The following is a 15,151-nucleotide window of genomic DNA, read 5'->3' as shown; positions in this document are numbered from 1 at the left end:
CAAAGAAACTAAAATTTTATTGAAAAAATATTTTTAAAATAAGGTTTGTCAAATAAAAAAGGGTTTGTATATTTGCACGCAGTTTTGGGAGTATGTTTTGAAATCCCAGTTCTAAAAATAAATAAGAAGATTTTAAAGATATAAATAATGAGCAAAAGAACATTTCAGCCATCAAAGCGTAAAAGAAAAAACAAGCATGGCTTTAGAGAAAGAATGGCTACTGTTAATGGTAGAAAAGTCCTTGCACGTAGAAGAGCAAAAGGAAGAAAGAAATTATCTGTATCTTCTGAACCAAGACATAAGAAATAATGATTAACAATTGTTAATATTTTAAAGGTGTTACTTAGGCGTAACACCTTTTTTTGTACCCTATTGATAACTATTTTTGCAAAACAAAATTTTCAACATGCCAAAAAACAAAAACATAAAATCGGTTTTAATTATAGGTTCTGGACCAATCATTATAGGTCAAGCATGCGAATTTGATTATTCTGGAACACAATCTTTAAGATCGTTGCGAGAAGATGGGATTGAAACTATTCTAATTAACTCTAATCCAGCTACAATCATGACTGACCCTTCCATGGCAGATCATGTGTACCTTTTACCTTTGACTACCAAATCAATTATTAAAGTTCTAAAAGATCATCCGCAAATAGATGCTGTTTTACCTACTATGGGAGGACAAACAGCTTTAAATTTAGCTATAGAAGCTGATGAAAAAGGGATATGGAAAGACTTTAACGTAAAACTAATAGGTGTTGATATTGATGCCATTAATATTACCGAAGATCGTGAACAGTTTAGAGAGTTAATGTTGAAAATTGGAGTTCCAATGGCACCGCAAGCAACAGCAACGTCGTACCTAAAAGGAAAAGAAATAGCTCAAGAATTTGGTTTTCCATTAGTAATTAGAGCATCTTATACTTTGGGTGGAGCAGGAGCATCAATAGTTTACAAAGAGGAAGATTTTGATGAGTTATTGACACGTGGTTTGGAAATTTCACCTATTCATGAAGTGATGATAGATAAGGCCATGATGGGTTGGAAGGAGTACGAATTGGAATTGCTTCGTGATAAAAATGATAACGTTGTAATTATCTGTACGATAGAGAATATGGATCCAATGGGAATTCATACAGGAGATTCTATTACTATTGCTCCAGCTATGACCTTATCTGACAAAACATTCCAGCGCATGCGCGATATGGCAATACATATGATGCGTAGTATTGGTGATTTTGAAGGAGGATGTAATGTGCAATTCGCAGTAAGTCCAGATAAAAAAGAAGAAATAATTGCTATTGAAATTAATCCACGTGTATCACGTTCTTCAGCTTTAGCAAGTAAAGCCACAGGTTATCCAATTGCGAAAGTAGCAACGAAATTGGCGATTGGTTATTCTTTAGATGAATTAACAAATCAAATCACGGGTTCTACTTCGGCATTGTTTGAACCAACCATTGATTATGTAGTTGTAAAAATACCACGTTGGAATTTTGATAAGTTTGAAGGTTCAGATAGAACTCTAGGTTTACAAATGAAAGCAGTAGGTGAGGTTATGGCTATTGGTCGTTCATTTCAAGAAGCCCTGCACAAAGCTACGCAATCACTCGAAATTAAACGCAACGGATTAGGTGCTGATGGTAAAGGTTATAAGAATTATGATCAGATAATTGATAAACTTACTAACGCTAGTTGGGATCGTGTTTTTGTGATTTATGATGCTATTCAAATGGGAATACCTTTAAGTCGTATTCACGAAATCACAAAAATTGATATGTGGTTCTTAAAGCAATATGAAGAACTTTTCCATTTGGAAAGAGAAATATCAAAATTCACAATAGATACTATTGAGCGAGACTTACTTTTAGAAGCTAAACAAAAAGGTTATGGCGATAGGCAAATTGCTCACATGCTTAAATGTTTAGAAAGCCAAGTATATAAAAAGCGTGAAGAATTTAATGTTAAGCGTGTTTATAAATTAGTTGATACCTGTGCTGCAGAATTTAAAGCTGAAACACCTTATTATTACTCTACTTTTGAAAATGAAGTTCAAGATAAGAACGGACATATAAAACCGGCTAATGAAAGTGAAGTAAGTGACAAAAAGAAAATAGTTGTTTTAGGTTCTGGACCAAATCGTATTGGTCAGGGTATCGAATTTGATTATTGCTGTGTTCACGGTGTTTTGGCAGCTTCTGAATGTGGTTATGAAACTATAATGATTAATTGTAATCCTGAAACAGTTTCAACCGATTTTGATATTGCAGATAAACTATACTTTGAACCTGTATTCTGGGAGCATATTTACGACATTATTCAACACGAAAAACCAGAAGGTGTAATTGTTCAGTTAGGTGGTCAGACTGCTTTAAAATTGGCTGAAAAGCTAGATAGATATGGCATTAAGATTTTAGGAACAACTTACCAATCTTTAGATTTAGCCGAAGACAGAGGAAGTTTTTCTAAACTTTTAAAAGAGAATGATATTCCTTATCCTGAATTTGATGTAGCTACATCGGCCGATGAAGCATTAGCGGTTGCAGATAAATTAAACTTTCCAATTTTAGTAAGACCATCCTACGTACTTGGAGGCCAAGGGATGAAAATTGTTATCAACAAAAAAGATTTGGAAGAGCATGTTGTTGATTTATTACGCGGCATGCCAGATAATAAATTGCTGTTAGACCATTATTTAGATGGTGCTATTGAAGCTGAAGCTGATGCAATATGTGATGGCGAGAATGTTTACATCATAGGGATAATGGAGCATATTGAGCCATGTGGAATTCACTCTGGCGATAGTAATGCTACGTTACCACCTTTTAATTTGGGTGAATTTGTAATGCAACAAATTAAAGATCATACAAAAAAGATTGCTTTAGCACTTAACACAGTTGGGTTGATTAATATTCAATTTGCCATAAAAGATGATAAGGTTTATATAATTGAAGCCAACCCAAGAGCATCTAGAACAGTTCCATTTATTGCAAAAGCTTACGGCGAGCCTTATGTGAATTATGCTACCAAAGTGATGTTAGGAGAGAAAAAAGTAACTGATTTTGAGTTTAACCCAAAATTAGATGGATTTGCTATAAAGCAACCAGTATTCTCTTTCAACAAATTTCCAAATGTAAATAAACAATTAGGGCCAGAGATGAAGAGTACAGGTGAGAGCATCTTGTTTATAGATAGCTTAAAAGACGATGAGTTTTATAATCTTTACTCTAGGCGTAAGATGTATTTAAGCAAATAAATTGTTCAATTAGCAGTTATTTAATTTTAGTTGCGCAAAAAGTATTATTTTAGTAGAAAATATTGTGCTATGAGGAAAAAACTACTTTTTTTAATACTTATGTTAACTTCTGTTGTTGTGTTTTCACAAGTATCTGCTGGTCAGGTTGATGATTTTGAAGACGGAACAGTGCAAAACTGGATTATTGGAGCTACTGGTTCAAGTTCACCAGTTAATGTAGCTTCAGGAGGTCCTGATGGAGTTGACGATAATTTTTTAGAATATACTTCAACTGGTGCTGGCAGTATAGGTAGTAGAATGGCTATTTTTAATGCTAATAATCAATGGTCTGGAGATTTTATTTCTGAAGGTATAGTTGAAATACAGTTTGATGCAGAAGTAACAACTAATGACTTGCATTTAAGGTTAGCTTTTCAGGGTCCAGGTGGAACACGTATGATATCTACTGTTCCTGTTGTAGTTGCTGCTAGTTCAGGATGGAATAGTGTTTCATTACCGTTAGGATTGAGTGATTTTACAATTGTTCAAGGAGCCAACACTGTTTCTGAAGTATTGTCAAATGCTTTCACTATGCGAATAATTAGTGTTACCGATGAAAATATTGATAATTGGCGAGGCGAAGTGATTGCTGCAACGCTTCGAGTTGATAATATCACGGCTTCGACTACTTTGAGCAGACAAGATTTAAAAATGGAGAATAGTTTTAGCATTTATCCAAATCCTAGTTCTAGAAATTTAAACCTAAATATCTCGAATTTAGAAAAAAATGCTCAAGTAACTATTTATAATATTTTAGGTGCTAAAGTTTACAGCAACACATTAAATAGTTCTAAATTTTCTATTAATACCTCACAATGGCAAAAAGGGGTTTATTTGGTGAGAGTATCTTCAGATAATGGTACTACAACTAAACGTTTTGTAAAACAATAATAAAAGAATTATCATATATTATAAACCATCAGTTTTCTGATGGTTTTTTTATGTCAAGATTGTAAACAATATACCAGTTACAATGGCAATTCCAAAGCTAATAAGTGTTCCTATTAGTATGTATTCTGTGAGCTTTCTGTGCTTACTTTCTTTTAAATCTCCAAATCTAAAAACTGACTTTGCAGTAATTAAAAATCCCACAGCTTCCCAATGATTGGTTATAATAAATATAAAAACTAATAGCCTTTCTAAAATTCCTATATACTTGCCAGCATCTTCCAATGATTCGTTGCCCTTTGTAAGTTTTTCAATGTTCCATTTGCCAAAAATGGCTTTCATGATTATTGAAACAGGTTGTGTTAAAAACAGTAGACAAGTAGTAAGTAACAATATATTTTCCTTGTCAATAGTTGCTACAGAAAAGTGAGCATTTGTGAATATATAATAAGCTATAAAAATGCTTACTATGTGCAATAATTGATCTATAAAAAACCAACGTCTTCTTGTTTTTTTATTTTGAAAAACGAGTTTTGTTGCATCAATAACAAAGTGTGATAAGCCAATAGTAACCAGTAATGGCCAATATGATAAATCCCAAACAATTAAAAATAATAATAGGAAATGAATAGCTACATGAAAGTAAAGCTTAAGTGATTTTAATTTTTTCTTTTCTTTTTCCTTGACCCATTTTTTTGGTTGAAGTAGAAAATCACCAATTAGATGTGCTAGAATAAGTTTGGTCATAAGAATCATAAAATGAAATTACTAATTTTTCTACGATACATAGCATCCAATTTCAGAATTTCATCTAAATGGGCACGTTTTTGTCTGCCACTAACAGCATTTTGATTAATGCCAATTATGTTTCCAAGTGTTTCTTGGAGGGCATCTGGATGCTCAAGTGTGAGTTTTACTATTTCTGCTGTATTAGTAGTCCAACTATCCATGGCAATTAAGGCTAGTTTAAAATATAAATTTAGTTCTTGATTAAGTGTTTCGTTTGGTGTTTTTATTTTTAGATTTTGCTTTTCTTTTTTTAAAGATTCAAGAGTTTCACCCGAAAATAGAAAAGCATCACCATTAGATTCGGTAATATTTTCGCCTTGGTAAGTTTTGTTGCCAATACCTATTGCCAATCTTACATCCAGTCCTTTTATGGTTTTTATACATGCTTTTATATAAATAGCATTAATAAAGCTTTCTATAATATCTGGTTGTTCTAATTGGAAGCTGTCACCACGGTACATTTCCCAGTTAGAAGGATTATTACTAATATTTGTTAAACTATCTTTTAAAACAGAAATCCATTCTGTTGGACTGTTTAGGTTACGTGATTTAATTAAATCTCCTGTTATGACACTTACCATATTATTTTGTGATAGTTATAAATATCATTTAAAAATGTGATAAATAATAATATCATTTAAAAATGCGATAATCAAATGTATGCCTTTTTAATGGAATAAACAAATACATGCCTTAATTATGGAATATATGTAAATATTCCTTTTTTACAGAATAATAATTTATCTATTTTCAGGTAAGTCAATTTTAATTCTATAGCCTTCTAATTCTTCAATATAATTTTCCAAAGAAAAAGAAGCGCTGTTGAACTCATGTTCTCGATGCACTTTAGTTTCTTTACGTTTTATGGCTTTAAGAAAACGCTTCACTTCTGATTTATCATTTAAAATCAATCCAGGAACAGAAATAGATTTTCCTAGATCATCTTTGGCTACCATGGTGAAATATGAAGAATTGCAATGTTTTATGTGTCCTGTACGAATGTTTTCAGCTTCAACACGAATACCAACAACCATTGATGTTTTTCCTACATAATTAACCGAAGCTTTCATGGTAACTAATTCTCCAATTTCAATAGGGTTTAAAAAGTCAACAGTATCAACAGATGCTGTGACACAATAGGTTTCAGAATGTTTTGAAGCACATGCAAAAGCTATTTGATCCATTAAATTTAGAATGTAGCCACCATGTATTTTACCATCGAAATTGGAATGTGAAGGCTGCATCAATTCAGAAATTGAGATACGAGACGCATCTACTTTTTTGTAATTATTAATCATTTAAGTACTGGTTGATAGTATTATCTTCTTCAACTTTTGTGACAAAATATTTAGTATCACCTAACCAAAACAGCTTACCAAAACGCTCAAAATAATGAAGTTTCACAAACTTGCCTTGAAACTGTTGTAAATCACTTATCACTTGTTTTTCTTTATCTTCAACTGAAAAAACAAAAATTTGAGCATCAGAAACACCTTGGCTTATCTCACCTTCCCAAGTTTTAATAATAACACCTTTATGACTGAATTTAACAAGTCTGCCAGCCCGAATACCTTCGCTATAGGAGGCAAAATATAGAAATGCAACATAGGCTATAAATAAAACAATTATGCCGCCCAATACTTTTAAAAAAAACTTTTTCATAATATTAAGTTATTATTCTTCTTCACTATTTTCTGCGCGTTTCAAAATAGGCTGCGGTAAAGATTTTTTAGCTTTGGCACCCATTTTTTTTAACTTTTCAACACGCCCAATGAGATTGCCTTTACCCTCGACTAATTTATTCATAGCCGAAGAATAATCTGATTTTGCAGCATCAATTTTCTTTCCCACGCCTGTTAAATCAGAAACAAGACCTTCAAATTTATCATATAATGCACCTGCCTGTTTTGCAATTTCAAGGGCATTACGTTGTTGTTTTTCATTGCTCCACATTGTATCTACCGTTCGAAGTGTTGCTAAAAGGGTAGAAGGTGTAACAATTACTATATTTTTTTCAAATGCTTTGTTGTATAATGTGTTATCTTGATTCAAAGCTACTGCAAAGGCAGGCTCTATTGGAATAAACATTAGTACAAAATCAGGAGATTCAATATCATATAAATCCTCATATTTTTTTTCTGAAAGCTGATTGACATGTTTGTTTATGGAGTTGACGTGTGCTTTTAGAAATAGTGCTTTGTCATCATCGTCAGCATTGGCATAACGCTCATAGTCTGTTAAAGAAACTTTACTATCTATAATCATACGCTTATTATCTGGTAGGTGTAATACCACATCCGGCATCACGCGAGAACCATCATCACGATTAAAGTTTTGCTGTACAAAATATTCTCGGTCTTTTTCTAAACCAGATTTTTCTAAAACACGCTCTAAAACCAGTTCACCCCAATTACCTTGCATTTTACTGTCTCCTTTTAGTGCTTTAGTCAGGTTATTGGCTTCTTTAGTCATTTGTTGATTTAAGTCTTTTAAACCTAATAGCTGCTCTTTTAAAGCTGAATGCATGCTGATACTTTCTTTTTGAGATTTCTCAACTTTATCTTCAAATGTTTTTATTTTTTCTTGTAGCGGATTGAGTATTTGTTTGATATTTTCTTTATTCTGAAGGGTGAATTTCTCGCTCTTTTCATCTAAAATTTTACTTGCCATGAGCTCAAAATCTTTTCGAAGTTGCTCTTGTTGTTTAACAAGTTCTTCGTCACGTTTTGCATTTTGTTTCTGCAAGTTTTCAAATTCGGTATTACGACGTGCCAATTCAGAATTCAAGAACTCTTTTTCATTTCGAATTGTTTCACGATTGGCTTCAACTTTACTTAAATTTTCTTTTAAATCATTAATGGTTTGTGATAATTGATTTTGACGTTCTTCTAATGTGCTTTTATCACTTTTGCTTTTTAATTTGGTAATGGTGATACCAATATAAGACCCAATCCCACCTGAAATTAAGATAGCAAGAATAAGAATGATGTTGTCGTTCATTTAATAAGAAGTTTATCCAAAGATAAATTTTTACCATGAGGATAAAAAGAAATGTAACAGCTTAAATATTCACTATTTTTAAAGAATAGATGTTTTTATATCTATATCAGCATCTTCCCATGCTTTGTTGAATTCTTGCATAATAGCTGTGGCCTCATCCATCTTATTTTGAGCAACCAAACTTTCATATAAACCCATAAGAGACCATCCGTTCTGTCGTAAGACTTTTAAATCTTCTAAATAGATACTTTCTGCTTCGGCATATTTTTCAGCTTTTAAGAGTATGGCTCCTAAATTTTGTCTAGGTGGTATATGCCAAGCCGATGGTTCGTTATAAATAAGATTGTCTTCCATTTCAACGGCTTTTTGCATGTGTTTAATAGCTAAATTGAAGTTGCCTTCAAGAGAAGCAATTTCACCTGCTACAACTTCATAAGCCAATTTTGCAATGGTGGTTCCGTTGTCAAATCCGGAAGCATAAATAGATTCCATTTGAGGGTCATTTATGAGTTGTTTGATTGCGTCGAGTTCTTCTTTGGCTTCCTTACTGTTGCTTTTCCTTGTGAAAGCAATACCTCTTGTATAATGCCAAATTAGTTTGAGGTGTTTAATGCTATCGTTTGGCTTGGGATAAGTTAAAATATCATTCCATTTTCCAAATCTGGTATAAGCTAATAAAGGAGTTGCAGCAAAATTTTGTAAAAAATGTAACTCCTCCATTTCGCCAATAGGAACTTTCTCTGCTGTTTTTTTAGCGGCATCAATTGCCATTTCACTATTACCTAATAAACTTGATGCTGACCAAAGAAAGTGAATATTGTGAGGATAGTAGCCCAATGGATACATACCTTGTGCATAGCATTGCGAAATATAATCTTCATCAGCTAGAATAGCTTTCTGGTTAGCCAATACAGCATCTTTATAACGACCAACCCGAATGTATATGTGTGATGGCATATGAACTATGTGGCCAGCTGCAGGCATTAAGGAGCCTAATTTTTCGGCACTAGGGACTGCTAAATCTGGTTTAGGCAGTTCTACCATATGAATGTAGTAATGATGTGCTCCCGGATTGTCCGGACTTAATGCCATCGCTTTTTCAAGAGCGTTTTTAGCTTCTGTAATATTAGGAGAAGGGTTCCCTTCTTTATCCCAATAATTCCAGGGAACTGTATTCATTACTGATGCAGCATAAAGTGTCAGAACATCTGCATCTTGTGAATAATCTGAAGCTACTTTTTCCATGGCTTGCATATACGCAAGATTCAATTCAGCCACATCTTTTTCTAAATCTGTAGAATATCTGTGTGTAAGTGCTTCAATTAAAGCTTGCTCTTTTTTTGAAGCCATTGGAGCAAGTTTTGAAGCATGAGCTATAGCTTCATTATATTTCTTTTTGCGTTCATCATCTGGTAAAGGGTCATTTATATTCGGACCTAAAGTATAGGCTTGTCCCCAATAAGCCATGGCTAATTTGGAATCTAATCTTGCAGCTTCCATAAAGGACCTGTGGGCTTCAGCATGATTAAAGGCGTAGGTCAATCGCAACCCTTGATTAAAGAAGCGTTGCGCTAATTCATTATCTGTACTAACCTTATGCGAGTGGTTTCCTAGATTTTCAAATAATGGAGAAATTTGCTTTGTGGTATCTACATCTGTCAAAAGAAATTTTGCAGGTGTACATTTAATAAAATTCATGCCAACCTTTTGTGAATCGTCGAACTCCTTCTCTTGATTGGTGAAAATTAATAGAATTCCTATGATAGCAATTAATGATAGTGCTACTGCCAGTTGTTTAAATTTCATGATTACTGAATTAATGGTTAATATTTGATGCTAAAAGATTAATTCAGGGAGTAGTTCAAAGGCTTGAAAGAGAATATTGTAAATATAGTTTATTTTAAATAAAACGAATGAGTTATGAGTTATTTTTTAATTCTAAAACTTCCAGTTTTTTCATCGAAAGTAATAAGATCTTTTGGGAACAATTCATTGAATGTCCCTTTTTGAATTAAATTACATGGCATTTCAGAAATAACATTATTTTTCGTCATCACAATCATTTTATCACATAGTTGAATGGCTAAATCAATTTCGTGTGAAGAAAATAAAATGGTCTTACCAGTTTCTTTAACCAGTTTTTGAAGTAATTTTAAAATATATGCTTTGTGATACATGTCTAGATGGGTAGTAGGTTCATCTAATATTATGACATCAGTATCTTGTGCTAAAGCGCGTGCAATCATTACTTTTTGCAGTTGTCCATCACTTAATTCAAAACATTTTCTATGCTTTAATTCTATAATGTTTGTTTGTTTTAAGGACTTTTCAACAACTTCAATATCTTGCTTTGATAGTTTACCAATCCAGTTGGTGTAAGGTTGTCTGCCCAGTGCAACTAACTCGAATACTGTAAGGTTTTTGGAGACAATCTGTTCAGTCAATACTAAACTTAAGTTTTTTGCCAATTCCAATGGTTGAATTTCAGTAAGTTTTTTATCGTTTAATAAAATAGTACCATCCAGCGGGTCTTGAACCTGCGTTAAGGTTCGTAGTAAAGTAGATTTTCCGATACCGTTGGCTCCAACCAAACCAACTAATTCACCAGCAAATAAATTAATATTTATACCTGATGCAATAACTGTATTTGACTTATTAGTCTTGTAGCCAATTGCAAGATTATTAGTTTTTAAAATAATATGTTGATTTTGATTAATCATTAAAACATCATTTTACGTTTTCTAATCAATAACCAAATAACCACAGGCGCACCAAACAAAGAGGTTATGGCGTTTATAGGTAAAGTATAGTCACTTGTTGGTAATTGAGCAATACTATCACATACCAGCATAACAATTGCGCCTAATAATAATATGGCAGGCAATAATATTTTATGATTTGATGTAGTGAAAATTTGGCGAACAATATGCGGAATTGCTAAACCTATAAAAGCAATGGGCCCTGCAAATGCGGTAATAGTTCCAGCCAATAAACTGGTCGCTACTATAATTATCAATCGGTTTTGTTTAATATTAAGGCCTAAACTTTTGGCATAATTTTCACCTAACAGTAAGGTGTTCAAAGCTTTTATTGATATAATACTTAATAACAATCCAAAACCGTAAATAATACTAAATATTAATAATTCATTCCATGAGAGATTTCCAAGACTTCCAAATCCCCAGAAAATGTATTGTTGTAATTGTTCAGCAGAGCTAAAGTAGGAGAGTACACTCACTACGGCTGCAGTAATACTACCAAACATAAGACCAATTATTAATATTGCCATTGTGTCTCTCACTTTTGTAGATACCACTAAAACGGCTAATAAAACGAGAAAACTACCCAAGCTAGCAGCAATGACAATACTCCATTTTGACACTAATAGCGTTGTAAAAGCACCACCAAAAAAGCCAGCACCTAAAATGACTATGGCCACACCAAGACTTGCTCCAGAACTTATTCCTAAAGCAAAAGGACCAGCAAGAGGATTCCTAAAAAGAGTTTGCATTAACAACCCTGACACACCAAGACCGGAACCCACCAATATAGCTGTTATGGCTTTTGGTAATCTGTAATTTTGAACAATATAATTATCTGAAAATCCGAATAAGCTATTTACTATCTCACCAAATGAAATAGAAACAGAACCTAGACTAATATTAGTGAAAAAGCATACGATTAATAAAGCAATCAATACTATAAATGATAGTCTATATGTTTTAATATCTGACACTTACATCAACGGTTTAAAGAACTGAGTGTAATAATTTGGAAGCAAATCAGGATGACAAATTTTTATTAAATCCTTCAGTACCAAGTCGGGTCTAGCTATTCCTAACTCATAATACGTCACGCCACCAGTAGTTCCAGTAGTATTACTAAAGGTAAAAATAGATTTGTTTTTAAACGCATCAAATTTTGTATAATGGTCACTTGCTTTTTCAAGACTTTCATAGGTTCCATAATAGGAAGGGCTCAACCAAATATCTGCATCTTTAGCTTTGTTGTAAACACTTTCAAAACTCAAGGCTAAACTGCCATTTCCATCACTGTCTTGCCATAAATAATTGACATTAGCATCCTTTAACAATTGTGCTTCAGGGCTTGTATTACTCGGTAAATACCATATGTCTTTATGCATCGCTCCACATAATACGGTTGGTTGCTCCTCAACATGTGCCGCTAGTAATTTAGCTTCTTTGTAATTATTTTCAATAGTTTTGAAAACTGAATCGGCTTCTTTTTCTTTATTATATAAAACGCCAAAGAATTTAATCCATTCAGCTTTTGCTAAAGGTGATTTTTCAACCCAATCACCATTATAAACTACAGGAATATTTGATTTTTTAATGGTTTCGAGTGACTTATTATTACCATCTATGCCAAATCCGACGACTACATCTGGTTTCAAATCCAACAAGACCTCTGTGTTGAGTCCTTCATTTTTACCTAGTTCTCGAATCATATCATTTTCTATAAGCACTCTAGTTTTTTCTGATGAAATATAATCTGTACCAGGAAAACCAATTAAAGTATTTTCAACATTTAATAATTCTAGGGCTGGAATATGGGTTGTTGAGGTAACGACAATACGTTCAATAGGAATAGTAATAATCCCGTCAAACTCATCTTTATTTAAAGTAATAGTAGGCAATACATTGCGATGAACCAATGCATATTTGTAAGCTTTATCGGCTTTGGGCCAGGGGTTTTTTATGGTTAAAATTTTGAAGTTCTCATTAGTTGTAATATGAAAGCCTTTGGCATATTCAAAATGTGAGTTTACAACATCTTGCTTGATATTTTCAGGTTGTTTAGGCTTATTTTCACAAGAGATGAAGCTGATAAATACAATTAATAAGAATAATTTTTTCAAAACAAATAGATTATGCTCCAAAAGTAATATTATTTCATGTTATTGATGAAACATTAAACAAAATGTTTAATTTCGCAGCGAATTTTGGTTTGGCTTTGCAATTGGGCAAAGTCAATTAAAAGGGAATCTGGTGCGACATGTAATTGTCTAGTCCAGAACTGTTCCCGCAACTGTAAGCTACAACGCTTTATGTTATACTTCTGAAGTCACTGGAAATTTCTGGGAAGACCAACATAAAGACGCAAGTCAGGAGACCTGCCAAATTCAAACAAATAAGTCAAACTTTCGGGATAAAAGTTTACGTATGATAGTCCATGCGATTCTCGAGCAATTAATTTAAAATGAACAAAAAAACATGGTTTTTTGGTGTGCTTTGTGTTACATCATTATTTGGGTATGCCCAACAAAAAACAGACTCTACACAGGTTGAGCAATTGGATGAAGTGGTAATTACTGATTCTAAATTCAACCTAAAACGTGAAAATTCAGGTAAGGTTATCACTACTATTTCACAAGAAGAATTACTACAATTACAAGGAAAGTCAATAGCTGAAATTATTAATAATACCGTTGGTATTGAAATCAATGGCGTAAAAAGTAATGCAGGTCAAAACTTAAACTATTATGTACGAGGAGGACGTAATCGTCAAGTTTTAATTCTTATTGATGGCATCGCTTTGACGGATCCATCGCAAATAGCTAATGACTATGATTTACGCTTACTCCATGCTGACCAAGTAGAAAGTATTGAGATTTTAAAAGGTGCGTCAAGTACGCTATATGGTTCTGGTGCTGCTACTGCTGTTATAAATATTACATTGAAAAAGGCTTCAAAAGAAGCTATTTCTGCAAATTTAAGGAGTGTAATAGGCACTAACCAATCACAAAATGACAATAACTATTCGGTCGCAGATTTTAGAAATTCAGTTTCTGTAAATGGTACTTTAAATGATTTTAATTATTTAGCAAGCTTTGGTAATCAATATACTGATGGCTTATCGGCTATTTCAAGTGGTCAGGAAAGTGATCCTTACAATGCCATAAATGGTAATTTAAAGATGGGTTATCAGTTTAGTGAAGCATTTAAAATAAACACCTATGCTAGTTTTGATAAGTTTAAAGCAGATTTTGATGATGGTTTTTCAGGAATTGATACCGATGATATTTCAACCACCAATCAATACCGTTTAGGTGTTAATTCTGAATATAAATACAAGAATGGAAGTCTTACTTTAAATGCTGCTTATAATGATGTAGAACGCAGTATTGAATCTAGTTTCCCAGCTGAATTTTATTCCAATAGTTTTATTGGCGATTTGTTCAATAGATACAATTTTAACAACAAATTTTATGCTGTTTTAGGTGTGAATGCACAGCAAAATGAGATGGAAAGTTTTACAATTCCTTTTGGATCATCCAATCTGGAACAAAGCATCAATCCGCAAGAGGCGACCTTTACAATTGTTGACCCTTATTTAAATATGGTTTATGTATCAGATTTTGGACTAAATATAAATGCTGGAGCGCGTTTGAATAACCATAGTGAGTATGGTAGTCATTTGGTTTATAGCTTTAACCCTTCGTATAGAGAAGATTTTAATTTTGGTTATTTAAAAGCTTTGGCAAGTTACAGTACAGCATATATTACACCGTCATTGTATCAATTGTTTGAGCCAACTTATGGTAATGCAGAGTTAGAGCCAGAGGAGAGCGCAACTATAGAAGGTGGTTTGGAATTTCAATTTAAAGAAAAAGCCACAGTAAGTGTAGTATATTTTAATAGAAGAGAAACCAATTTTATTGATTTCGTTGATTTAGGAAGTTTTGCTTTTCAGTATAATAATGTAGCAGATGAATTCACAGCCAGTGGACTGGAGTTTATAGCCACTTATAAAGTTTTACCCAATCTGAACCTGAATGCAAACTTAACTTATACTAAAGTTGAAGAGGATTTGAATTTGAGAATTCCTGAATTTAAGGTTAACGCTAAACTAGATTACCAGTTATTTAGTACTACGGTTTTAAGTTTGTCTTACCAATACAATGATGATAGGAATGATATGGTTTTTAATAATACGACTTTTATGAATGACACAGTTGTATTAGAATCGTATAACCTTTTTGATTTTTATTTAAGTCATACCATTTTAAACAACAAGTTGAAGCTTTTTACGAACATAACCAATATTTTTAATGAAGATTACCAAGAATTATATGGTTATTCTACAAAGGGAAGAAACGTAAATATTGGATTTAATTTAAGTTTATAATTTAATAATCTGGTCATTTTGAGAACC

Annotated in this window: 13 protein-coding genes and 1 riboswitch; of the genes, 4 read left to right on the top strand and 9 right to left on the bottom strand. The window is 32.8% G+C overall.

All coding sequences use genetic code 11. The features are described 5' to 3' along the window. Positions 1–147 precede the first annotated feature (147 nt). The 3 genes from rpmH (at position 148) to C1S72_RS02485 (ending at position 4,189) form a co-directional block, all read left to right on the top strand. The gene (gene rpmH, locus C1S72_RS02495; RefSeq protein WP_104734098.1) at positions 148–309 is read left to right on the top strand and encodes a 50S ribosomal protein L34; all 162 of its coding nucleotides are present in this window, start codon (positions 148–150) and stop codon (positions 307–309) included. Positions 310–406: 97 nt separating this feature from the next. After that, on the top strand, positions 407–3,259 hold the full coding sequence (carB, locus tag C1S72_RS02490; protein WP_104734097.1) for a carbamoyl-phosphate synthase large subunit: 2,853 nt from the start codon (positions 407–409) through the stop codon (positions 3,257–3,259). Between the two features lie 69 nt (positions 3,260–3,328). Further along, on the top strand, positions 3,329–4,189 hold the full coding sequence (locus tag C1S72_RS02485; protein ID WP_104734096.1) for a T9SS type A sorting domain-containing protein: 861 nt from the start codon (positions 3,329–3,331) through the stop codon (positions 4,187–4,189). Between the two features lie 48 nt (positions 4,190–4,237). Here the strand turns inward: C1S72_RS02485 and C1S72_RS02480 are convergent, their stop codons facing one another. The 9 genes from C1S72_RS02480 to C1S72_RS02440 form a co-directional block, all read right to left on the bottom strand. Then, a complete protein-coding gene (locus C1S72_RS02480; RefSeq protein WP_317045753.1) occupies positions 4,238–4,933 on the bottom strand; it encodes a DUF3307 domain-containing protein in 696 nt (231 codons plus the stop codon). Between the two features lie 5 nt (positions 4,934–4,938). Beyond that, complete coding sequence (locus tag C1S72_RS02475; protein ID WP_104734094.1) at positions 4,939–5,556, bottom strand: transcriptional regulator; 618 nt, start codon at positions 5,554–5,556, stop codon at positions 4,939–4,941. 159 nt (positions 5,557–5,715) lie between these two features. Further along, entirely contained in the window at positions 5,716–6,273 is a 558-nt protein-coding gene (locus C1S72_RS02470) for an acyl-CoA thioesterase (protein ID WP_104734093.1), read from the bottom strand. After that, complete coding sequence (locus C1S72_RS02465) at positions 6,266–6,637, bottom strand: 6-phosphogluconate dehydrogenase (protein ID WP_104734092.1); 372 nt, start codon at positions 6,635–6,637, stop codon at positions 6,266–6,268. Before C1S72_RS02465 ends, C1S72_RS02470 begins: the two co-directional genes overlap by 8 nt. Before the next feature lie 12 nt (positions 6,638–6,649). Continuing rightward, positions 6,650–7,975 carry a DNA recombination protein RmuC gene (gene rmuC / locus C1S72_RS02460; protein WP_104734091.1) on the bottom strand — a complete coding sequence of 442 codons (1,326 nt, stop codon included), beginning with the start codon at positions 7,973–7,975 and terminating at the stop codon, positions 6,650–6,652. Between the two features lie 78 nt (positions 7,976–8,053). Then, positions 8,054–9,781, bottom strand: coding sequence for a tetratricopeptide repeat protein (locus tag C1S72_RS02455; RefSeq protein WP_104734090.1), 1,728 nt, complete (start codon positions 9,779–9,781; stop codon positions 8,054–8,056). A gap of 119 nt (positions 9,782–9,900) precedes the next feature. Beyond that, positions 9,901–10,695 (bottom strand): ABC transporter ATP-binding protein, encoded by a 795-nt coding sequence (locus C1S72_RS02450; protein ID WP_104734089.1) that lies wholly within the window; start codon positions 10,693–10,695, stop codon positions 9,901–9,903. Next, a complete protein-coding gene (locus C1S72_RS02445; RefSeq protein ID WP_104734088.1) occupies positions 10,695–11,711 on the bottom strand; it encodes a FecCD family ABC transporter permease in 1,017 nt (338 codons plus the stop codon). The genes C1S72_RS02450 and C1S72_RS02445 overlap by 1 nt, the downstream gene beginning before the upstream one ends. Then, positions 11,712–12,854 (bottom strand): ABC transporter substrate-binding protein, encoded by a 1,143-nt coding sequence (locus tag C1S72_RS02440; RefSeq protein WP_104734087.1) that lies wholly within the window; start codon positions 12,852–12,854, stop codon positions 11,712–11,714. Positions 12,855–12,922: 68 nt separating this feature from the next. After that, positions 12,923–13,131: riboswitch (cobalamin riboswitch) on the top strand. Between the two features lie 64 nt (positions 13,132–13,195). Here C1S72_RS02440 and C1S72_RS02435 point away from each other — a divergent pair. Next, on the top strand, positions 13,196–15,124 hold the full coding sequence (locus C1S72_RS02435) for a TonB-dependent receptor plug domain-containing protein (protein ID WP_104734086.1): 1,929 nt from the start codon (positions 13,196–13,198) through the stop codon (positions 15,122–15,124). Positions 15,125–15,151: the final 27 nt, after the last annotated feature.

The sequence above is a fragment of the Hanstruepera ponticola genome, assembly GCF_002940745.1.
Taxonomy (GTDB): Bacteria; Bacteroidota; Bacteroidia; order Flavobacteriales; family Flavobacteriaceae; genus Hanstruepera; species Hanstruepera ponticola.
This window is presented reverse-complemented; position numbering and strand designations above follow the sequence as displayed.